Raw genomic sequence first — 20,777 nt, forward strand, 5'->3', positions numbered from 1 at the left:
TCAGCGGGCCGCGCAGAGGCGGCTCGTCGCGCCCGAGACCAGCGTCGCGGTGCCGCAGTCGTCGAGGGCGAGACGCGGCGCCTCGGTCATCGACGGTGCATCCTGCAGACCGAGATGCGCACCGGTGAGCACCACCAGGGGCACCGCCCAGCCCCAGCGTTCCGCCGCCACCCATTCGACGTCGTTCTCCTCGACCCAGGCCCGCAGCGGCTCGACATCGGCCCGCTGCTCGGCGAGCGTCAGTCCGCGGGACGAGACGGTGTCCGCGACGTGCAGCGCCGCCCCCGTCGCGACGATCGCTCCGATCAGGGCCGCCGCCACGGTCCCGCCGACCCGCCACGCGCCTCGCTCCGGCAGCCGGGCGACCGCCCACACAGCGACGGCGGCGAGGACCGGGAAGAAGGCGAGGATCCCGGGCGCGGGATGACGGACCCAGAGCGGCAGCCGCGACGCGGTCGCCCACCACGCCACGAAGGCGAGGGCGCCGACGACGGCGGCGAGAGCGTAGGCGATGACCACGCGTTCCTCCTCCGTCGCGGTCCGCCAGCGACGGGCGACCCCGAGTGCCACGAGCGCGAGGGTGAGGACGGCGCCCAGGAGCGCGACGACCGGCGGCAGCGACCAGGACTCGGCCAGGGTGCCGAGCTTGTCCAGCACGGTCGTGGCGGCATCCGTCTGGCCGCCGCTGCGCACGAACCGGACGAACGCGCGCAGATGATCCACGAACCCCGCCGGGCCGAGAGCCAGGAGTGCCCCCAGTTCGAAGAGCGCCGTGGGCACCGCCGAGAAGAGCAGCGGGAGCCAGGAGCTCCGCAGCGTGCCACGGATCCGCGCCCAGCCGTGGCCTTCCGCGAGGACCCACAGCGCGACAGCGAAAGCGGGGAGCGCGAGCGCGGCGATGAGCTTGGCCTGCACCGCGAGTCCGACGAGAAGCCCCGCGAGCCAGGCACGCCGCGGAAGCACGGCGAGAGCCCAGACCAGCAGCGCCGCCGCAGGGATCTCACCCAACAGGTCGGCCGGCCCCTGGAGGGGAGAGACGCCGGCGCTCGCCGTGAACGCCAGCGGGACGCCGACGGCGAGAAGCGCCGCCCAGCGTCCGCCGATGCGCCGCCCGAGAACGGCGAGTCCAGCGAGGAGCAGCCCCCAGAACGCGAGCGGGACGAGCCGGCCGGCGAGCACGGGGTCCATGCCGGTCGCCAGGAGCGCCGCCACGGGGAGGAGGACGACCGGGCCTGTGGAGATACGGGGGTCGAACGGCGTGATGGTCGAGCCGGACAGGGCGCCGTCACTGGCGTACCCGAGCCCGGCGAGGAGGTTGCGGGGCACGGTCAGGTTGAACGCCTCGTCCTCCCAGAAACGGGCCACCGTGAGGCTGTGCCAGGCAAGGACGACGTGGCCGATCACGAGGGCGGCGGCCGCCGCCCAGAAGAGGGCCGTGCGCAGCCGCATCATCGCCGTACGGGCTCCGGACGACGGACGGCGCGGAGCGGAGCGGACGGACGCAGCGAGAGCAACCATGCCTCGGTGAGCGCGGAGCGCACGAAGACGCGCAGGCGCTTCGGCGGCAACGGGAGTCCGCCGCCGCGGCCCCACATGGTGCCGGTGCTGGATGCGCCGCGGCGCGGGATGCTGGCCACCCGGACGTACCGCACGCGGAACCCGCCGCGGGCCTCGGCGAGCGAGAAGTGCACGTGCGGCACCGTCGCGTCCGCGGGCACCGCCTCGACCAGGACACGCAGCGCCTCAGGTCGGTAGGCGCGCAGCGGCGTGTTGACGTCCGGGATGCGGCGACCCGCTGCGACCGCGATGAGGAGGCCGACCGCGCCGGTGAGCGTCTTGCGGTACCAGGGATCGGTGCGTCCGTCTCGCACGCCGTGCACGACGTCGGCCTGCTCGCCGGTGAGCGCGCGCAGCAGCCGCGGGAAGTCGGCCCCGTGGAACTGGCCGTCGCCGTCGACGTGCACGAGCGCGTCCGGGTCAGCGGCGAGACCGGCGCGATAGGCCGCGAGAGCGGTCGGACCGTGGCCGCGGTTGGCCGGCTGCACCACGACGGTGGCATCGTCGACGTCGTCGAACTGGACGGCCGTGGCGTCCGTCGAGCGGTCGTCGGCGATGTGGAACGAGACCTCGTCGGCCAGCGGAGCGACCGCGGACCGGATCTCGTCGATGAAGCCTCGGATGCCCTCCACCTCGTTGTAGGCGGGCATGACGACGGCGAGGTGGCGGAGAGTCACGGAGTCCTTGCGGTGGCGGGGTGCGGAGGTGTCAGCCAGTAGCCTAGTTGAGCCATGAATCCTCCCTCCCGACTGCGTCGCCTCGCCGGCGTGGGCAGCCGCTTCCTCGTGGTCGGGGCGCTGAGCACCCTGATCGAGGTCGGTGTCTTCAACCTTCTCGTCTATGCGTGGGGGTGGGACGTCGTCGCCGCGAAGATCGTCGCTTCGCTCGTCGCCCTCATCAACGCCTACATCGGCAACCGGGAGTGGACCTTCCGCCACCGCGATCGTCGAGGACGGGTCGCGGAAGTCGGTCTGTTCCTCGCGACCAACGCCGTGTGCACCGCGCTCGGCGCGGCGCTCGTGTGGGTCGGTGTCGAAGCGGTCGGCGGCATCCTCGGCCGTACGCCGGGCGCCGTGGCCGTCAACGCCGTGAATCTCGTCAGCATCGTCATCGTCGTGCTGCTGCGCTTCGTGCTCTACCACTCGATCGTCTTCCGGGTCGCGTCGCCGAAGGCCTGAGCGGCCGACGGGGTCGGCGTCAGGCACGGGCGGTCGTGCGCTTCTTCGGGGCGTTCTTCTTGCCCCAGCGGCGTCCGAGCTTCGCGGTGGCCTTCGTGGAGGGGGTGCCGTCGAGCTCGTGGGTCGAGCCGTAAGTGTACGCCCCGTAGCCGTAGCTGTCCGGTCCCTTGGTCGGGAGCATGGTCACCACGACGCCCAGCATCTGCACGCCGGCGTTCTCGAGGGCACGGACCGCGCCGGAGAGCTCCTGCTTCTTGGTCTTCCCCGACGCGGCGGCGAGGATGACACCGCGCGTCTTGGTACCGAGGACCGCCGCGTCGGTCACCAGGAGCAGCGGCGGGGCGTCGATCAGGACGTAGTCGAAGTACTCGCCCAGCGCCTGGAGCACGTCATCCATCGCCGACGAACCGAGCAGCTCGCTGGGGTTCGGCGGAACCTGTCCGCTGGGGAGGACGTAGAGGTCGTTGCGACCCCACTTCTGGAGGGCGTCTGCCACATCCAGCCGGCCGATCAGCACATCGGTGAGACCGGCGCCACCCTCGAGGCCCATGTAGTCGGCGACACGGGGGAGGCGGAGGTCGCCGTCGAGGAGGGCGACGCGCGCGCCGGTCTCCGCGAGGGCGATCGCCAGGTTCGCGGTCGTGGTCGACTTGCCCTCGCCGGGGCCCGCGCTGGACACGACGAAGATGCGCGGTCCGCTGTCGAGGTTCAGGAACTGCAGGTTCGTCCGCAGGCTCCGGAAGGACTCCGCGCGGGGACTCCGCGGATCGGCGTGCACGATCAACGGACGCTTCGGTGCCTCCGGGTCGAAGGCGATGCCGCCGAGCACCGGTCGGTCGGTGAGCGCCTCGATGTCATGCAGGGTGTGGATGCGGTTGTCCAGCACCGTGCGCAGCATGGCGATGCCGACACCCAAGGCGAGGCCGATGACGCCGCCGAGCAGGATGAGCATGCGCGTGTTGGGGCTCACCGGGGAGGTGGGGACCGCGGCCGGCTCGGTCACGGTGATCTGCACGGGGCTGACCGCACCCTCGGCGGCCGGCTGCTCCAGGGTGTTCTGCACCGCGTTCTGGAAGCTGGCGGCCACGGCGTCGGCGATCTCCGCGGCTCTGGCTGCGTTGTCGTCGGTCACGCTGACATCGATGAGGACGGTGTTTAACGGTGTCGTGGCGGTCACGTTGCGGCCGAGGCTCGAGACGGTCTCGTCGAGATCCAGTTCCTCGATGACCGGGTCGAGCACGAGGGCCGTGCCCACGACGTCGACGTAGCTGGTCACCATCTGCCGCGCGAACGTCGTGCCCTGCACGAGGTCGCCGGTGGCGGCGCCCTCGGTCCGCACCGACACGTACAGCTGCGTCGAGGCGACGTAGGTGGGCTGCTGCAGCGCCGCGTATCCGGCACCGCCCACGACGCCGAGGACGAGCAGGATCAGGATCATGATCCAGTTGCGGTGCAGGATGCGCACATAGTCGCGAAGTTCCACGCGGCAGTTCTTTCTGTTGCTGGGCAGCTCCCGCTCATCGGTGAGCCGCAGAGTCAAATCCCGATATTCTCACAAAAAGCAGGCGTCACGCCTCGCGTCGGCGTCATCGCGGAGTTCCGGCCGCCGTGGCGGCCTGCACGGCGGCGTCTCGCCGGGCGAACGGAGCCTTCGTGAGGACGGTCCCGAGCACCGGTGCGCCGACTGCTTCGATGCTCTTGGCGGCGGCCGACAGGCGCCCGGACGGAGTGCTCCCCGACGCGGCGACGAGGATCGCTCCCGTGGTCATCCGGGCGATGACAGCGGCGTCCGTCACGAGGAGCAGGGGCGGTGCGTCGATGATGACCACGTCGAACGCGGCGGAGGCCGCCTGCACGAGCTCCTCCATCGCCGATGAGCCGAGCAGCTCGGCCGGGTTCGGAGGCACGGTGCCGGCGGGCAGCACGAACAACGCGCTGCGGCCCCACCGCTGGATGACGTCGTTGAGTCGGACGCGCCCGACCAGGACGTCGCTGAGGCCGACCCCACCCTCGATCCCGAAGTACTCGGCCACGCGGGGGAGCCGCAGGTCCGCATCGATGAGGGCCACGCGATGCCCCGCATCGGCGAAGGCGAGGGCGAGGTTGGCCGCCGTGGTCGACTTGCCCTCTCCCGGGCCGGAGCTCGTGATGACGAAGACGCCGCGGTTCTCGCGGAACAGGAAGTGCACGTTCGTGCGGAGGGCACGGTAGGCCTCGGCGCGTGCGCTCTGCGGCGCGGAGCTGATCGCGAGCGGCCGCTCCTCCGTATCGGTGTCGAACGGGATGCGGCCGAGGAGGGGAGCGGGCACGGCGGCCTCCACGTCGGCTTGCGTGCGCACACGCTGATCGAGCACCGACCGGAGGAGGGCCGCTGCCAGGCCGAGGCCGAGGCCCACGACCGCGCCGATCGCCAACGACAGCGGCATGTTCGGCGCGACGGGCGTCGTTGGCACCTGGGCCGCCTGCAGGGTGACGACGCGGATCGAGAACGGGGTCTCCTGGCCGCGGTTCTCGAGCGTGTCGGCCACGACGGCGGTGAAGCTCTCCGCGATGCCGTTCGCGATCCTGGCGGCCTGACCGGGATTCGTGTCACCGACCTGGATGGTCAGGATCGAGCTGTTCAGCTCCGAGGAGACCGTCGTACCCGCGGCGATCTCCGACGGCGACGCGGAGAGGCCGAGGTCGTCGACCACGCGGTCGAGCACGAGCGAGGTCGTGACGACGTCGCGGTAGGTCTGCACGATCTGGGTGGCGTAGCCGGTGGCCTGCGCACGCTCGGTCGGGGAGGCCGTCTCGGAGAGCTGCACGGTGACCATCACCTGTGTCGACGCCTCGTAGCGCTGCGGGGTGAGCATCGCCACCACCGCGCCCACCGAGACCCCGATGAGCAGGCCGGAGAGGATGACGACGATCTGCCGTCGGACGATCCGGAGATAGTCCTGGAGCTGCATCGGTCTCCCCGCATGGTCAGGCCGGATCGGCGGTATGTTCTCTTGAGACTACCGATTCCCTGAAGGCGGCATGACGGCTCTCGACACTCTCTTCCCCAACGGCCCGCGCACGGACCATGAGAAGTCCGCCGTGCGCGAGGTGGCCTCCGCCGCACGGTTGCGCGATCTCGTCGGGGATCCGCGCTCGCGCTTGCCCCGTACGGCCGGGATGTCGGACACCCGGGAACTCGCGCGCCGCGCGGAGGCCGCCGCCCGTAGCGCGGTGCCCTTCGCCGCCGTCGCGCCCGCGGTCGCCTCGGAGGCCCCGCGCCGTCGTCGGAAGCTCGATCCGCTGTCCCTGTCCGCTGCCGCGCTGGCCGTCGTCGCGGTCGTCGCCGCGGTCACCGTCGGCGGGATCCAGGCCGCCACGGCGAGCCCCGCGGCCAGTGCGCTCGAGTCGCTCCAGGCCGATGAGGCGACCATTCAGAACGCGCAGCAGGCTCTGACGACGACCAGGGACGGCATCGTCGCCGACATCGCGACGCAGACGGCGGAAGCGACGGCGCTGCGTGCGGCTCTGCTCGACACCGCCACTGTCCCCGATCCGCTCTCGTCGGAGGGCGACGTGCTCGATGTGACCGACCCCGCGCCGCGGCAGGCGGCGGTCGCGGCGCTCGACACCTACCTCGCGGGTCTCGCCGCCATCGACATCCCCGAGGCGCCCGCCGAGTATCGGCGCGGAGACGTCGACGAGGATTCCCTGGTCGAGGTCGGCGGTGCCATCGACGCGGCGCAGGAGCGCCTGGAGGCCCTCGACCGCGAGACGGCGGACATGCGAACGGTCCGAGGGGCGCTCGACGCGCTCCGGCCGGCTGCCGCACCGGCTCTCACCGCCTTCGCCGACTCGTTCGTCCCCTCCGCCGAATCGGCGACGGAGGAGCGGCCGGGGGCCGGGGAGCCGTTCCGCGTCGCCGTGATCCAGACGGCCGACGCCGCGGCCGCCGCCGACCCGTGGTCCGCGGACGCGCAGACGGCGTATGCGGCGTACCGCGATGCCTTCGGCGCGCTCGTCGAGGACCAGCTGCGGGCCGAGCGCGAGGAGGCCGATCGCCGCGCGGCGGAGCAGCAGCAGCAGAGCTTCCCGCAGAACCCGGGGACCGGCGGCACCACTCCGCCCGACCCGGTCGAGTCTCCCGCCCCCACGGAACCGGACACGCAGGACGGCGACGGCACCCCCTAACGCACGGACCTTCTCGTTTCCTGTGAGAGCATGGCACACAGGTGGAGACGAATGCGGGGGAGCAGACTGTCGTGAGCGGCGTACAGAGGATCGGCGATGAGGCCGACGAGAACCGGCCGCCGACGCAGGCATCGGTCAAGCAGCGGCGCCGTCGCCTGCTCGCCGCGCTGGTCGATGGTGCGTGCTGGAGCGTCGGGGTGGTTCTCGCCGTGGCGCTCCGGTTCGAGTTCCAGATGGACGCCCAGGGGTGGATCACGACCGTGGTCCTCGCGGTCGTCGCCGGCGCCATCCAGATCGTCCTCGGCTTCGCGACGGCGCTGTATCGCGGCCGGTTCACGTACGGATCCTTCGACGAGGTCCGCACACTGGCGTTCCTGGTCGTCGCCGAAGCGCTGGCGCTGTCACTCGTCGTCATCCCGCTCGGCACGGTGATCGGCGTCCCCCGCGCCACACTGATCCTCGCGTTCCCCTTCGTGCTGCTGCTCATGTTCGGTGTGCGGTACGTGGCGCGGCTCGTCATCGAGCGTTCGCGCAAGCCCGGGGTGGACGCGGAGCCTGCGCTCATCATCGGCGCCGGGTTCGTCGCCGACAAGCTCCTCGCGAACATGACCACCGACCCGCTGTCGCCGATCCGGCCCGTCGGGCTCCTCGAGGACGATCCGGACAAGCGGAACCTGCGCCTGCGCGGGGTCGCCGTGATCGGCACCACGCGGGACATCGCTGCCGCGCGTGCCCGCACCGGGGCCACTCTCGCCGTGATCGCCATCGCCCGTGCCGACAGCTCCCTGCTGCGCACGCTCACCGATCGCGCCGAGGCGGCGGGGCTCCGTGTGGCGGTGACCCCCAGCATCGAGATGATGACCTCGGGGATTCGGGCGCTCACCGACGTCCGTGACATCAGCATCGAGGACCTCATCGGCCGTCACCCCGTGGACACCAACGTCGAGCTCATCGCCGGCTACATCACCGGTCGTCGTGTGCTCGTGACCGGCGCCGGAGGATCGATCGGCGCGGAGCTGTGCCGCCAGCTGGCCAAGTTCGGTCCGCGCGAGCTGGTCATGCTCGACCGCGACGAGACGGGGCTGCAGTTCGCGCAGCTCGGCACCGCCGGTCACGGACTGCTCGACACGCCGGACGTCGTGCTGGCCGACATCCGCGAGACGGCGACGCTCGACCGGATCTTCGACGAGCGCCGTCCCGAGGTGGTCTTCCACGCCGCCGCGCTCAAGCACCTGCCGATGCTCGAGCAGTACCCCGACGAGGCCTGGAAGACGAACGTCATCGGCACTCTCAACGTCATCAACGCCGCCCGGCGCGCCGGCGTGACGACCTTCGTCAACATCTCGACGGACAAGGCAGCCAACCCCACCAGCGTGCTCGGGCACTCCAAGCGCGTGGCCGAGAAGCTCACCGCCTGGGCGGGAGAAGAGACCGGCATGCGCTACCTCTCGGTGCGTTTCGGCAACGTCATCGGCAGCCGCGGATCGATGCTCCCGACGTTCCAGCGACTGATCGCGGAGGGGCGGCCGCTCACGGTCACGCATCCGCAGGCGACGCGGTACTTCATGACCATCCCCGAGGCCTGCCAGCTCGTCGTGCAGGCGGGCGGCATCGGGCGTGCGGGGGAGGTGCTCATCCTCGACATGGGCGAGCCCGTGTCGATCCTCGAGGTCGCGAAGCGGATGATCGCCATGTCCGGCAAGGACATCGAGATCGTCTTCACCGGGCTGCGCAACGGCGAGAAGCTGCACGAGGAGCTCGTCGGCTCCCGGGAGAACCTCGAGCGTCCGTTCCACCCCAAGGTCTCCCACACGCGTGTCGACACGATCACGCCCGACCGTCTCGACAAGGAAGGCTGGATGCGCCGGATGTTCGCGACGCCCCGCGAGAACGACACGGTCACGATCGCCCCGGTGCGGATGGGGTCGGTGGCGCAGCGATGAGCACCCGCATCTTCATGTCCTCCCCGGATGTCGGCGTGGAGGAGGAGGAAGCCGTCGTCGCGGCGATGCGCTCCGGGTGGATCGCGCCCCTCGGGCCGGACGTGGACGCGTTCGAGCGGGAGCTGGCGGACCGGGTCGGCGTCGCGCACGGCGTCGCGTTGAGCTCCGGCACGGCAGGACTGCACCTGGGGCTGGTCACCCTCGGGGTGAAGCCGGGAGACGTGGTCCTGACGTCGTCGATGACGTTCGCGGCCACGGCCAACGCCATCACATACACCGGGGCGGAGCCCTACTTCATCGACGCTGATCCCCGGACCGGCAACATGGACCCCGTGCTGCTGCGGGAAGCACTGATCGAGCTCCGCGACGGCGGCGAGAGCGCGGCGGCTATCGTCCCCGTCGACCTCCTCGGCAAGGCTGTCGACTACACCGCGATCCTGGCGATCGCGGACGAGTTCGGTGTGCCGGTGCTGGCGGATGCCGCCGAGTCGCTCGGCGCCGTCCACGCCGGACGCCCTGCCGGGAGCTTCGGGCGGGCGTCGGTGGTGTCGTTCAACGGCAACAAGATCATGACCACGTCCGGCGGCGGCATGCTGCTGACGGACGACGAGGCCTTCGCCCAGCACGTGCGCTACCTCGCGACGCAGGCACGGCAGCCGGTGGTCCACTACGAGCACACCGACATCGGCTTCAACTACCGGATGAGCAATCTCCTGGCGGCGCTGGGTCGCGCGCAGCTCGTCCGTCTCGACGCGATGATCGCGCGACGCCGTGAGATGCGGGAACTCTACAAGCGGCTGTTCGCCGAGATCGATGGCGTCGAGGTGTTCGGCGCGGAAGGCGACGAGGACGACAACGTCTGGCTGACGTCGATCCTCGTCGACTCCGCCGTGACCGGATGGGAGCCGTCCGTGCTGGCCGCCGCGCTCGCGGAGGACGACATCGAGAGCCGTCCGTTGTGGAAGCCGATGCATGCACAGCCCGTCTTCGCGACCGCGCGCCGACGGCTCTCCGGCGCCTCGGATTCGCTGTTCGCGCGCGGGCTGACGCTGCCGAGCGGCTCCGCGCTCTCCGACGACCAGCGCGCGCGGGTGACCACCGCGATCCGCGGCTTCCTGGACCGATGAGCGGCGGTCTCCGGGCGTACGACATCGTGAAGCGCGGCCTCGACATCCTCGTCGCGGGGGTCGCGCTGGTCCTGCTGTCGCCCGTGATCCTCGCGACGGCGGTCCTGGTCGCCGCGCGGCTCGGGCGGCCGGTGCTGTTCGCGCAGCCGCGGCCCGGGCGGCACGGCCGCATCTTCACGCTGTACAAGTTCCGCTCCATGCGGTCGGTGGACGCGGCGCGAGGCTGGGTGAGCGACGCCGACCGGCTCACGCCCTTCGGGGTCCGCCTGCGTGCCACCAGCCTGGATGAGCTGCCCAGCCTGTGGAACGTGCTGCGCGGCGACATGAGCATCGTCGGGCCGCGCCCGCTCCTGGTCGAGTACCTCGACCGCTACACGCCGGAGCAGGCGCGACGGCATGAGGTGCGGCCGGGGATCACCGGGCTCGCGCAGGTGACGGGACGCAACGCCGTCACCTGGGAGCAGCGTTTCGCTCAGGACGTGCGGTACGTGGATCGGCGCAGCGTCGGGCTGGACCTGCGCATCGTGATCGCTACGATCGGTGCGGTGTGGCGCCGCGAGGGGATCACGGCGGAGGGGCAGGCGACCATGACGAAGTTCGGAGGCGACGCATGACGGAGCGCATCATCGTGCTGGGGGCCGGCGGCTTCGGCCGGGAGACCCTCGACGTCGTCGCCGCCCTGATCGCGGGCGGTGCCGCGCTCGAACTCGTCGGCGTGATCGACCCCGGCGCCAGGGACCTCGACCGCGAGCGGCTCGCGGGGCGCGACGTCCCCCTGCTCGGCACGTTCGAGGAGTGGCGGGAGGAGGCGCGTGGCGACGAGCGCTTCGTCGTCGGCATCGGTGCGCCCGCCGTGCGCCGCAAGGTCGCCGCCTCCCTGCATGACGCCGGCTTCCGCGCCGCCACCCTCATCCACCCGTCGGCCGTGATCGGCACCCGGACGCGGATCGGCGAGGGCGTCGTCATCACGGCGGGGGTGCAGGTATCGACGAACGTCGACATCGGCGCCCACGTCCACCTCAACCCGGCCAGCGTGATCGGTCACGATGCCGCGCTCGCCGACTACGTCTCCGTGAACCCCGGGGCGATCGTCTCGGGGAACGTCGTCGTCGAGACGGGCGTCCTGCTCGGCGCCGGCTCCGTCGTCCTCCAGGGACTCACGGTGGGGGCGGATGCCACCGTCGGAGCGGCGGCCTGCGTGACCAGGGACGTCGCTCCGGGGGCGACAGTGGTCGGGGTGCCCGCGCGCCCGCTGGTGAGCGGGGGCCCGGCATGAAGGTGCTGATCGTCTCGCAGTATTACCCGCCGGAAGCCGTGCCTCTGCCGGCTGACCTGGCGCAGGGCCTCGCGGCACGGGGGCACCAGGTGAAGGTGCTGACCGGATACCCGAACTACCCGTCGGGGCGTATCTTCCCCGGCTACCGGCAGCGCTGGCGCCACACGGAGCAGGACGGAGCCGTCGCGGTGCACCGGGTCCCGCTCTTCGCCGACCATTCGCCGAGCGCCGTCAGACGCATGCTCAACTACCTGTCCTTCGCGGTGAGCTCGGCGACCGCCGGCCGCCTCGCGCGCGGCGCCGACGTGGTCTACGTCTACGCCACCCAGATGACGGCGGGCTTCGGGCCGTGGCTCTGGCGGGCGACGGGTGGCGCCCCGTATGTGCTGCACGTGCAGGACCTTTGGCCGGACTCCATCGTCGGCTCCTCGTTCGTCGCCGGTGGCCGTGCATCCCGTCTGGTGTCGGGGGTGCTCGACCCTTGGCTCCGCAGCGCGTATCGGCGGGCCGCCGGCGTGATCGGCATCGCGCCGACCATGGTCTCCACGCTCATCGCCCGGGGAGTGCCGAAGGACCGCGCCCACCTCGTGTACAACTGGGCCGACGCCGGCGAGCCGGTGACCACGACGCTGCCTCCGGCGGAGAGCCCGCGCGCCGAGATCGTCTACGCGGGCAACGTCGGCGACATGCAGGATCTCGACACCGTCGTGCGGGCCGCCCACGCCGCCGTGGATGCGGGCGTGCGGCTGACGATCGTCGGCGACGGGGTGGCCAAGCCCGCCCTGCGTGCGCTCGTGGATTCGCTCGGCGCCGAGAACGTGCGCTTCCTCGACCCCGTTGCGCGGGAGCGGATGCGGGAGGTCTACGCCCGCGCCGACTACGCGCTGGTCTCCCTCAAGGACCGACCGGTCTTCCGCGGCACCATCCCCTCCAAACTCCAGGCCGTCCTCTCGGCCGGGCTCCCCGTCGTGACCACGGTGCAGGGCGACGTCCGGGCGCTCGTGGACGACGCGTCGGCAGGGCTGACCGCGGACGCTGAGGACGTAGGGTCGGTGGAGGCGGCATTCCGCGCCGCGGCGGCGCTTCCGGCCGACGATCGCGACGCCATGGGGCGACGCGGACGCGAGCTGTATGACACGCAGTTCTCCCGGGACTCCGGGATCTCCAGCATCGAAGGGCTCCTCACGGCAGCCGCGAAGGGAACGAGCAGACGATGAGCCACTCATACGACGGCGCCCGCGTCCTGGTCACGGGCGGAACGGGCTCGTTCGGCCACACGGTGGCCAGGAAGCTCCTCGAACGGGACGTCGCCGAGATCCGCATCTTCAGCAGGGACGAGGCGAAGCAGGACCTCATGCGCCACGAGGTCAGGGACGGACGCCTGCGGTTCTACGTCGGGGACGTGCGCGATTACGACAGCGTCGAGCGGGCGACCAGGGACGTCGACTTCATCTTCCACGCCGCGGCTCTCAAGCAGGTGCCGTCGTGCGAGTTCTTCCCCATGGAGGCCGTCCGCACCAACGTGCACGGAAGCGAGAACGTGGTGCGCGCCGCCGACCGCAACGGCGTCTCCTCCGTCGTCGCGCTGAGCACCGACAAGGCCGTGTACCCGGTGAACGCGATGGGTATGTCCAAAGCCCTCATGGAGAAGGTGGCGCAGTCGCACGGTCTCAACAACCCCAACACCGCGACGACGGTTTCGTGCGTGCGCTACGGCAACGTGATGTACTCCCGCGGATCGGTGATCCCGCTGTTCATCCGCCAGCTCAAGTCCGGCGGGAACATCACGATCACCAACCCCGACATGACCCGTTTCATGATGTCGCTGGCGCACTCGGTCGACCTCGTGGAGTTCGCGTTCCGGAATGCCCAGCAAGGCGACCTCTTCGTGCGGAAGGCCAAGGCGACCTCCATCGGCACGCTCGCCCAGGCCGTGCTGAATCTCTTCCGCTCCGACGCGAAGATCGAGATCATCGGCACTCGCCACGCGGAGAAACTGTCCGAGGCGCTCGCGACGCGGGAGGAGCTGTCCCGCGCCCGGGACATGGGGGAGTACTTCCGGGTGGTCGCCGACAACCGCGACCTAAACTACAGCGTGTACTTCGAGGAGGGCGACGTCGCGCAGAGCCGCTTCGAGGACTACGACTCGCACACGGTGGAGCAGATGTCGGTCACCGAGGTGGAGGCGCTGCTGCTCACGCTGCCCGAAGTGCGTGCGGAGATCCGTGCCGCAGGCCTCTCCGACGGATCGGACACGGTGTGAGCCGTTTCGCGGTCACCGGCGCCAGGGGCTTCCTCGGGTGGCACCTCCGTGCCGCGCTCCAGGAGGGGGGCGTCGCCGTCGCGGGCATCCCCCTCGGCGACGCGTACGACGAGGGAGAGGCCGCATCGGCGCTCGCCGGCGCGGACCGGGTGATCCATGCCGCCGGGGTGAACCGCGGCACCGACGAGGAGGTGCTCGAGGGAAACGCCGCCTTCGCCACACAGCTGGCGTCGGCGCTCCGCGTCACCCGCACGCCTCCCCGCGTGGTCGTGTTCGCGAACTCGATCCAGGCGGGCAACGGGTCGGTGTACGGGGAGGCGAAGGCGCGCGCGGCCGCGATCCTCGCCGACGCGGCGTCCGACGTCGGCGCCGAGTTCGTCGACGTGCTGCTCCCGAACCTCTTCGGCGAGCACGGCCGCCCGTTCTACAACGCGGTCACCGCGACCTTCAGCCACCTCATCGCCCAGGGGGACACCCCCCGGATCGAGACCGACCGTGAGCTGGAACTCCTGCATGCGCAGGACGCCGCCGACGTGCTGCGTGGCGCCGTCCCGCTCGCGGGGATGCCGGCGCTCCAGCGTCGCGAGACCGTGTCCGGCCTTCTCAGACGCCTCCAGCGGTACGCCGCACTCTATGGCCGGGGGGAGATCCCCGACGTATCCGACCCGTTCGACCGCGACCTCTTCAACACCTACCGCTCGTACACGTTCCCCGCGCAGGCCCCCCTGGACCTGACGCGGCACGCCGACCCCCGGGGATCCTTCTTCGAGATCATCCGCTCGCACGGCGGACCGGGGCAGTCGTCGTTCTCCACGACCGTCCCCGGCGTCACCCGCGGAGACCACTTCCACCGGCGCAAGATCGAGCGATTCACGGTGCTCCAGGGGCGGGCCCGCATCTCGCTGCGCCGCCTGTACTCTGAGGAGGTCGTGTCGTTCGAGGTGTCGGGCGAGGCGCCGGGAGCGGTGGACATGCCGACGATGTGGGCGCACAACATCACCAACATCGGCGACGACGTGCTCTACACGTCGTTCTGGACGAACGACATCTTCGACCCCGCCCACCCCGACACGATTGCCGAGGCAGTGTGACATGGCCGACAAGCTCAAGGTGATGACCGTCGTCGGGACCCGTCCCGAGATCATCCGGCTCTCCGCGACGATCAAACTGCTGGACGAGCACACCGACCAGGTTCTCGTGCACACGGGACAGAACTATGACTACGAGCTGAACGAGGTGTTCTTCGAGGACCTCGGGCTGCGTCGTCCCGACCACTTCCTGGAGGCGGACACCTCGTCGCTCGGCACCGCACTGGGCTCCATCCTCACGAAGACCGAGGAGGTGCTCCGCGCCGAGCAGCCGGACGCCTTCCTGGTCCTCGGCGATACCAACAGCTGCATCTCCGCGGTCATCGCCAAGCGGATGAAGATCCCGGTGTTCCACATGGAGGCCGGCAACCGCTCCTTCGACGAGAACGTGCCGGAGGAGACGAATCGCCGTCTCGTCGACCATGTCGCTGACTACAACCTCGTGTACACCGAGCACGCGCGCCGCAACCTGCTGGCCGAAGGACTGCACCCGTCCCGCATCCTCCTCACGGGGTCGCCCATGCGCGAGGTGCTGGAGCAGAACCGGGCACACATCGATGCGAGTGATGCGGTCGCGCAGGCCGGACTCCGCCCCGGGGAGTACTTCCTGGTGAGCCTCCATCGTGAGGAGAACGTCGACAACCCGGAGCGCCTCGCATCCGCGATCGCCGCGCTCCAGGCGCTGCGCGACGAGTATGGGCTTCCCGTGCTCGTGTCGACCCATCCGCGCACACGCAAGCGGATCGAAGCCCTCGACGACGCGACGGCGATCGACGGCATCACGTTCCATCCGCCGTTCGGTTTCCACGACTACGTGAAGCTGCAGCAGGACGCGAAGCTCGTGCTCTCCGACAGCGGAACGATCAGCGAGGAGTCCAGCTTGCTGGGCTTCCCGGCGGTCACGTTGCGCGACTTCATCGAGCGCCCGGAGGCGGTCGACACGGGGGCGATCATCACAGCGGGCGTGGAGCCGGAAGCGGTGCGCCGAGCCGTCGCCGCCCGCCTCGCGGCCGCGCCTGCCGACGTCGGTTACGTTCCGGCAGAGTACGAGATCTCGAACACGGCGTGGCGCGCCACCGCCTTCATCCTGTCGACGACGCACTCGCACCGCGCACGGCTGGGTCTTCGGGGCTGATGATGGGGCCGAGCGCGCACTGCCTGACCGAGGACGCTGCGTGAGCGAGGGCGACAGCACGGTGATCGACGCCGGAGCGTGGGTCCTTCATGCTCCGCGGGACCTGTCCCCGGACGCTCCGATCGTCTGCGTTCCGACTGTGCACCCGCGCGGCGACCAGCGGGTCATTCGCGTCGCTCAGGCTGCCCTGGACGCAGGCTTCCGCGTGGCGTTCATCTGGCCGGGAACGGGCAGTCCCAGTGAGGATGCGCGCGCCGCAGAGGTACTGCTCCGGCCACCCCAGAGCACGAGAGAGCGGCTCCGCCTGGTAACGACGGTCGATCGGCGAGCGCGTGAGGCGGAAGCGGATGTTTTCCACATCCATGACCTCTACCTGTTGCCGTTCGCCGCGCGGTGGGCACGGCGCAGAGGGGTGCCATTCGTTTACGACGTCCACGAGCACTACGGCACGTACTATGCATCACGCCTGCGTCTTTCCGGCCGGCTCCGCGACCTGACAGCACGGCTGATCGACGCCGTGCAACGACGGTGGGTGCGCGCGAATGGCGGGGTGGATGCGGTGGCGGATGAGATTGCCGCGCCGTACCGTGAGGCGGGAATCCCCGTCAGCGTGAGCCCCAACTACCCCCTCACCCGGGGTTCGACGAACATTCCCGTCCCGGCACTGAGTCAGCGTTCCACGCGAGCGATCCACATCGGCACGCTGTCCGCGCCATACGGGATGGAGCGGTTGGTGAAGCTCGCTGCGGCGCTGCGGGGTGAGCCTGACGGATTCGGCGTCGATGTCGTCGGCAGGTTCCCGAATGCGCAAAGCCGTATCGACTTCGAAGAGGTCGTCCGGCGTCACGGCTCGCCGGACAACCTTCGGGTGATCCCGGTAGTGCCTGCACATGAGATCCCGTCCCTCCTCACGCAGTACCGGGTCGGCCTGTCGACCATCGAGGCGGGCGGGCAGAATGACATCGCCATCCCCACCAAGCTCTATGAGTACGTTCGGGCGGGGCTCGCTGTTGTGGGAACGGACAGAGGAGCACAGCGGCGCTTCCTCCACGAACACGGCGTCGGCTTCGTGTCGGACGATGACACGGCGCTCGCCGACGCGACCAGGGACTATCTGCGCGACGACGTTGCCCTCGATGAGAAGGCACGCCGAGCCGCGGACGACGCCCAGGAGGTGCTCGACTGGTCTCGGGTCTCCGAGGGGATCGGAGATCTTCTGAAGGAAGTCCACGGAGGAGCCCACGAGGCGCGACCAGCTTCGCGCCGGCTTACAGGGCGCCGTGCATCGGCGACGAGGGGCTCGACTTCGTCGTAGCCGAAGCCCGCTGTGCCGCCTCGCCGCCGCCCGGCCAGGCCGAGGTGTAGCGTTTGCGATTCAGCGCAGGCTTCTCGACAAGATGCCAAGACGCGAAGGCGATCACCGCCGTCACGACGACCACTCCGAGGACGAGAAGAGTGCCGTCGATCGCCCAGCTCCGCGCCCCCCAGCTCACCAGCAGGTTCACGACGATCATGTGCCAGATGTAGATGCTGAAGCTGAGGTCGCCGAGACGATCCGTGAAGCGACCGAGCGCCTTCGGGCCGTGGTACCCGAACCAGATCACAGCGTAGGAGAGCGGTACGGCCGCCACCGCGTTGGCGATGAATGCCGGCCCGGGGTCGAGGGGAAGCTTGGCCAGCACGAAATACAGAACGACGGCGACAGCGGCCATCCATCCCCTCTGGGGGATCCGGGACCACAGCCGGGACCAGGCGGCGCCGATCGCGAACCACCAGAGGTAGGGAAGGAAGGTCACGCCGAACGCCTTCCACGCCAGCGACTCGGTCGTCGTCGCCCCCACCGCACCATACGCGCCGACGCTGATGCCGGCGATGATGAGCACGACGACGAGCATCGAGCGCAGCCCGCGACGGGACGCGAGCACCACCATGAGCGGGACGATCACGTAGAAGGAGACCTCGACGGGAATCGTCCACAGGCTGCCGTTCACGACTCCGACGCCGAAATCGTCGAGCATCGGCGGCGACCAGACGGGAGCGAGGAGAAGATTCGAAACAGCGAATGCCGCGAACTGGACCGTGAGAAGCTGACCAGGGGCGAGGAAGCCGGTGACGATCAGCAGGACTACGAGTACGGCGAAGTACGCGTAGATCGCCGGAATAATCCGCAACGCCCGATTGCGGTAGAAGTCACGCCACGGGCGCCCGTCCGCATACGCCCTTTCGCCCGAGCGGTAGACCATCATTCCCGACAGAATGAAGAAGGTCGCGACTCCGCCGTTGAACCAGAGAGTGTCGTCGCGCTGATGCCAGAGAAACGCGGCATCCAGGTGATGCACCGAGTGCTCGACGACGACGGCCAGCGCGGCGAACAGTCGGATGAAGTCGAAGGTGTTGTGGCGCTTGGCTGATTCGGCGATCTGCTCGACCGTGCTGGTTCGCACAGATGACCCCCCGGGTGTCGGTCCGATAATCGTACTCGCGGTAGTCTCATCACCGTGCGAGATATCGGTGACACGAGCGCGTCCAGGGGAGGCAACGCACTTTTCGGACCGCTCTCGCTGGCGCTGCTTATCTGGGCGGGAAGTCTGAAAGAGACACCCCTGTTCGCGTGGGTGCCGGTCGATCTCACGCTGGCGTCGGCGGCCGCCGTGGCAGTCTTCACGCTCGACTCTCGGCTTCGAGGCGGCGCCGCGACCAAGGCAGTGGCTGCGCCACTGCTGGTTTTCATGCTGTTCCTTCCTGCCGCCGTCATCGTGCCGGCACCGACCGAGGCATCGACTTCCAAGGTCTTGACGCTTTTCACGATCAGCCTGCTTCTGGCCGTCACGCCGTTCTACCTGCTTCGCGCTCCTCGGCAACGGACTGCCTTCCTGATCGCCCTCGTGGGGTTCGGATTGCTGTCGGCAGCGAACCTCGTTTTCGCGCCCACCGAGGTCTCCAATTCCCCCGGCCGGTTCGTCGTCGAGGGGTCGAATACGATTGCGGTCTCACGCATCGTGCTCGCTGCCGCGGTCATCCTGCTCATCGCGGCGACCGTTCGCGGCCTCAAGCTGGCGCTGCGCGTCCTCACCGCGATACTGGCCGTCGCGCTCACTGCCGTGGCGACGCTCACCGGAAGCCGTGGCCCGCTTATCGCGCTGTTGTTGGCCGTCGGCGTCACGGTCATCACCGCCTCTGTCTACCGCAAGTATCGGGTGCGTGCGGTCCTCGGGCTCGCGGCCGTCGCGGGGGTCGGCGGGTGGTATCTGCTCCAGTCCTCCCAGACCGCTGGCCTCGCCCGCATCATCAGCGCGCTGACTGGCGACGCTGGTTCCGGGCCCGACGTTCGCGCCGCGATCTGGTCATACACCTACGAGCTCTTTCTCGCACAGCCGTTCGGTAGCGGCTGGGGCACGTTCGACTATTTCGGCACGCCGTACCCGCACAACCTTCTGCTGGAGGTCGCGGTCGAAGCGGGAATCCTGGTTCTCATCGCAGTGGTGTGCCTGCTCGTTATGTCACTCGTGCGGGGAGCGCGGGAAGCGGTGGACTGGCAGACGACGGCGATGCTCAGCCTGTTCGTGTTCGCCTTCGCAAACGCGATGGTCTCCTCCGACATCAACGGTAACCGGCTGCTCCTCGTGACGGCGTTCGCGATCTGGGCCGTGGGGAAGCGCCAGGAATCGACGAACCCCGTCGACCGAGAGGTCGCGGATCCGCCGCGCATGCGCTCCGTCGCGACGCGCGGCGCTCACTCGGGCTGAAGGACCGCCCGGAAACCCGCGAGGGTGTGAACCTCGACATCCGGATGCACGCTCTCGACACCGAAGTAGCGACAGAAACCCCTGCCCTCGTACCCGCCCTCTGCGAGCATCGTCGTCGTCGGGATATAGCCGAAAGTGTCGTCGATGCACCCGACCCTCATCGTGAGAGCCGTTCGCGAGAGCGCGGAAACGGCGGCGGAGTACTCGGCGACGGCTTCGCCACTGACGCCAGCGATCGTGACCACGTCCGACAGGCGGAGCGAATGGAAGCTGACCGGATGATCGAGAGTCGCCGCGAACTCCGTCCCCGGCCGCTCGACCCGTCGTGTCTCTATGCGGTCGACCTCGGCACTCGTGCGCCGAAGAGGGGCATCGACGACGACAGTGGCCAGGGAGGAGGCCCAGTCGTGGTAGCGGCGGCTGGTCATCGATCGGAACTGCGGCCCGGAGACCAGACGGCGGACCAGCCCTCGGGCGCCGGAGAAGCCGATGGATGCGTTCGGGCGGGTGTTTCCGGAGAAGCCCTGGAGGAACAGAACGGGCGTCTCGGCTGCCCCCACTGTTGAGCGGAATCGCTCTCGTACCCGGTGTGGGAAGTGAGCGGAGTACGTCTCCGGCCGAGGGTGGGCGACCGGGTGGCAGGCATAGTTCCACACATGAGCAAGCGGCGCTCCGTGCTCATCTCGCATCGTGAGCACGATGACCTGCTCGTCAGTGATCCCGGCGGGGTCCGGGGCGATCGCGACGACATTCCGCTCCAGCCTCCGGCCCGGGTAGAAGCGGACGCGTCGTCGCCGGTTGACGGAGTGCGCGGCGACGGTCTCAGCGACGTCGACAGTCGCTCTCCGTCTGTTCTCCGGGTTCAGCAGTTCGGGGATGCGGGCACGCAACTCGCTCTGCAGCCACGTCACGTATTCGTCGTCCGGGCGTCCCAACAGGGGTTTCCCGCTCGCAGTCATCGGCGCCTGGTGCGTGTGGGAAGCGGCAACGAACACGCGATCCGCGGGCAGCGGTGCGGCGGCGTCCTCGACGGCCGTACGGATCGCGCGCCCGGGGTACAGCAGGTCCAGCGTGACCATGACCACGGGCTCGCTGTCATCCGCACCCCACAGGGCGAGCATGTTCACCTCGAGGGGCTCGGCGGCCCGCTCTGAGGGGCGCACGCGAGCCGCAGGCAGCCCGGACCCCTGGTCCAATGCCCGCTGCGGTGTGATGGCGAAGGTTGTGGCGCTCGCGTACACGGTCAGCCCTGCTTTCTCGGGAGCGGATCGGGGAGTATGTGGTCGACGTCCTC

At 69.8% G+C, this 20,777-nt stretch carries 18 protein-coding genes; 12 read left to right on the top strand and 6 right to left on the bottom strand.

Translation table 11 applies throughout. From position 1 onward, the window contains the following. Both DW296_RS09655 and DW296_RS09660 read right to left on the bottom strand, forming a co-directional pair. On the bottom strand, positions 1–1,518 hold the full coding sequence (locus DW296_RS09655; protein ID WP_168429013.1) for a hypothetical protein: 1,518 nt from the start codon (positions 1,516–1,518) through the stop codon (positions 1–3). Next, positions 1,449–2,234, bottom strand: a complete 786-nt coding sequence (locus tag DW296_RS09660; protein ID WP_136052051.1) for a glycosyltransferase family 2 protein — start codon at positions 2,232–2,234, stop codon at positions 1,449–1,451. The genes DW296_RS09655 and DW296_RS09660 overlap by 70 nt, the downstream gene beginning before the upstream one ends. A gap of 54 nt (positions 2,235–2,288) precedes the next feature. Between DW296_RS09660 and DW296_RS09665 the strand changes: the two genes are divergently transcribed. Continuing rightward, positions 2,289–2,735 (top strand): GtrA family protein, encoded by a 447-nt coding sequence (locus DW296_RS09665; RefSeq protein WP_136052052.1) that lies wholly within the window; start codon positions 2,289–2,291, stop codon positions 2,733–2,735. 19 nt (positions 2,736–2,754) lie between these two features. Here the strand turns inward: DW296_RS09665 and DW296_RS09670 are convergent, their stop codons facing one another. Both DW296_RS09670 and DW296_RS09675 read right to left on the bottom strand, forming a co-directional pair. Then, positions 2,755–4,218 (bottom strand): polysaccharide biosynthesis tyrosine autokinase, encoded by a 1,464-nt coding sequence (locus DW296_RS09670; protein WP_136052053.1) that lies wholly within the window; start codon positions 4,216–4,218, stop codon positions 2,755–2,757. Between the two features lie 103 nt (positions 4,219–4,321). After that, complete coding sequence (locus DW296_RS09675) at positions 4,322–5,686, bottom strand: polysaccharide biosynthesis tyrosine autokinase (RefSeq protein WP_136052054.1); 1,365 nt, start codon at positions 5,684–5,686, stop codon at positions 4,322–4,324. 70 nt (positions 5,687–5,756) lie between these two features. Between DW296_RS09675 and DW296_RS09680 the strand changes: the two genes are divergently transcribed. The 10 genes from DW296_RS09680 to DW296_RS09725 all read left to right on the top strand — a co-directional run bounded on the left by DW296_RS09680 (position 5,757) and on the right by DW296_RS09725 (position 17,052). Next, complete coding sequence (locus DW296_RS09680; RefSeq protein WP_136052055.1) at positions 5,757–6,905, top strand: hypothetical protein; 1,149 nt, start codon at positions 5,757–5,759, stop codon at positions 6,903–6,905. A gap of 71 nt (positions 6,906–6,976) precedes the next feature. After that, complete coding sequence (locus DW296_RS09685; protein ID WP_240743054.1) at positions 6,977–8,848, top strand: polysaccharide biosynthesis protein; 1,872 nt, start codon at positions 6,977–6,979, stop codon at positions 8,846–8,848. Continuing rightward, the gene (locus tag DW296_RS09690) at positions 8,845–9,975 is read left to right on the top strand and encodes a DegT/DnrJ/EryC1/StrS family aminotransferase (protein ID WP_136052056.1); all 1,131 of its coding nucleotides are present in this window, start codon (positions 8,845–8,847) and stop codon (positions 9,973–9,975) included. The genes DW296_RS09685 and DW296_RS09690 overlap by 4 nt, the downstream gene beginning before the upstream one ends. Then, a complete protein-coding gene (locus tag DW296_RS09695) occupies positions 9,972–10,589 on the top strand; it encodes a sugar transferase (RefSeq protein ID WP_136052057.1) in 618 nt (205 codons plus the stop codon). The genes DW296_RS09690 and DW296_RS09695 overlap by 4 nt, the downstream gene beginning before the upstream one ends. Continuing rightward, positions 10,586–11,251 (top strand): acetyltransferase, encoded by a 666-nt coding sequence (locus tag DW296_RS09700; RefSeq protein WP_136052058.1) that lies wholly within the window; start codon positions 10,586–10,588, stop codon positions 11,249–11,251. Before DW296_RS09695 ends, DW296_RS09700 begins: the two co-directional genes overlap by 4 nt. Beyond that, positions 11,248–12,468 carry a glycosyltransferase family 4 protein gene (locus DW296_RS09705; protein WP_136052059.1) on the top strand — a complete coding sequence of 407 codons (1,221 nt, stop codon included), beginning with the start codon at positions 11,248–11,250 and terminating at the stop codon, positions 12,466–12,468. The genes DW296_RS09700 and DW296_RS09705 overlap by 4 nt, the downstream gene beginning before the upstream one ends. Next, complete coding sequence (locus DW296_RS09710) at positions 12,465–13,514, top strand: polysaccharide biosynthesis protein (protein WP_136052060.1); 1,050 nt, start codon at positions 12,465–12,467, stop codon at positions 13,512–13,514. The genes DW296_RS09705 and DW296_RS09710 overlap by 4 nt, the downstream gene beginning before the upstream one ends. After that, entirely contained in the window at positions 13,511–14,605 is a 1,095-nt protein-coding gene (locus DW296_RS09715; protein ID WP_136052061.1) for a polysaccharide biosynthesis C-terminal domain-containing protein, read from the top strand. The genes DW296_RS09710 and DW296_RS09715 overlap by 4 nt, the downstream gene beginning before the upstream one ends. A 1-nt stretch (position 14,606) precedes the next feature. Further along, positions 14,607–15,737, top strand: coding sequence for a non-hydrolyzing UDP-N-acetylglucosamine 2-epimerase (gene wecB / locus DW296_RS09720; protein ID WP_136052062.1), 1,131 nt, complete (start codon positions 14,607–14,609; stop codon positions 15,735–15,737). A gap of 40 nt (positions 15,738–15,777) precedes the next feature. Continuing rightward, positions 15,778–17,052: a glycosyltransferase gene (locus tag DW296_RS09725; RefSeq protein ID WP_136052063.1), complete on the top strand. Its 1,275-nt coding sequence runs from the start codon at positions 15,778–15,780 to the stop codon at positions 17,050–17,052. Here the strand turns inward: DW296_RS09725 and DW296_RS09730 are convergent. Beyond that, positions 17,006–18,181, bottom strand: a complete 1,176-nt coding sequence (locus tag DW296_RS09730; RefSeq protein WP_168429014.1) for an acyltransferase family protein — start codon at positions 18,179–18,181, stop codon at positions 17,006–17,008. The two genes, DW296_RS09725 and DW296_RS09730, sit on opposite strands and share 47 nt — an antisense overlap. A 54-nt stretch (positions 18,182–18,235) precedes the next feature. Here DW296_RS09730 and DW296_RS09735 point away from each other — a divergent pair, with 54 nt between their 5' ends. Beyond that, positions 18,236–19,483, top strand: a complete 1,248-nt coding sequence (locus DW296_RS09735) for an O-antigen ligase family protein (RefSeq protein ID WP_136052065.1) — start codon at positions 18,236–18,238, stop codon at positions 19,481–19,483. Here DW296_RS09735 and DW296_RS09740 read toward each other — a convergent pair. After that, positions 19,471–20,562, bottom strand: coding sequence for a hypothetical protein (locus tag DW296_RS09740; RefSeq protein WP_136052066.1), 1,092 nt, complete (start codon positions 20,560–20,562; stop codon positions 19,471–19,473). The genes DW296_RS09735 and DW296_RS09740 overlap by 13 nt on opposite strands. Positions 20,563–20,777 lie beyond the last annotated feature (215 nt).

It is taken from the genome of Microbacterium sp. K36, assembly GCF_004794355.1.
GTDB lineage: Bacteria > Actinomycetota > Actinomycetes > Actinomycetales > Microbacteriaceae > Microbacterium > Microbacterium paraoxydans_D.

Excerpts from the sequence above, each read along its gene's own strand:
- DW296_RS09655 (WP_168429013.1), bottom strand. The coding sequence starts at position 1,518 with ATGGTTGCTCTCGCTGCGTCCGTCCGCTCCGCTCCGCGCCGTCCGTCG.
- DW296_RS09665 (WP_136052052.1), top strand. The coding sequence starts at position 2,289 with ATGAATCCTCCCTCCCGACTGCGTCGCCTCGCCGGCGTGGGCAGCCGC.
- DW296_RS09675 (WP_136052054.1), bottom strand. The coding sequence starts at position 5,686 with ATGCAGCTCCAGGACTATCTCCGGATCGTCCGACGGCAGATCGTCGTC.
- DW296_RS09680 (WP_136052055.1), top strand. The coding sequence starts at position 5,757 with ATGACGGCTCTCGACACTCTCTTCCCCAACGGCCCGCGCACGGACCAT.
- DW296_RS09690 (WP_136052056.1), top strand. The coding sequence starts at position 8,845 with ATGAGCACCCGCATCTTCATGTCCTCCCCGGATGTCGGCGTGGAGGAG.
- DW296_RS09695 (WP_136052057.1), top strand. The coding sequence starts at position 9,972 with ATGAGCGGCGGTCTCCGGGCGTACGACATCGTGAAGCGCGGCCTCGAC.
- DW296_RS09700 (WP_136052058.1), top strand. The coding sequence starts at position 10,586 with ATGACGGAGCGCATCATCGTGCTGGGGGCCGGCGGCTTCGGCCGGGAG.
- DW296_RS09705 (WP_136052059.1), top strand. The coding sequence starts at position 11,248 with ATGAAGGTGCTGATCGTCTCGCAGTATTACCCGCCGGAAGCCGTGCCT.
- DW296_RS09710 (WP_136052060.1), top strand. The coding sequence starts at position 12,465 with ATGAGCCACTCATACGACGGCGCCCGCGTCCTGGTCACGGGCGGAACG.
- wecB (WP_136052062.1), top strand. The coding sequence starts at position 14,607 with ATGGCCGACAAGCTCAAGGTGATGACCGTCGTCGGGACCCGTCCCGAG.
- DW296_RS09740 (WP_136052066.1), bottom strand. The coding sequence starts at position 20,562 with ATGGTCACGCTGGACCTGCTGTACCCCGGGCGCGCGATCCGTACGGCC.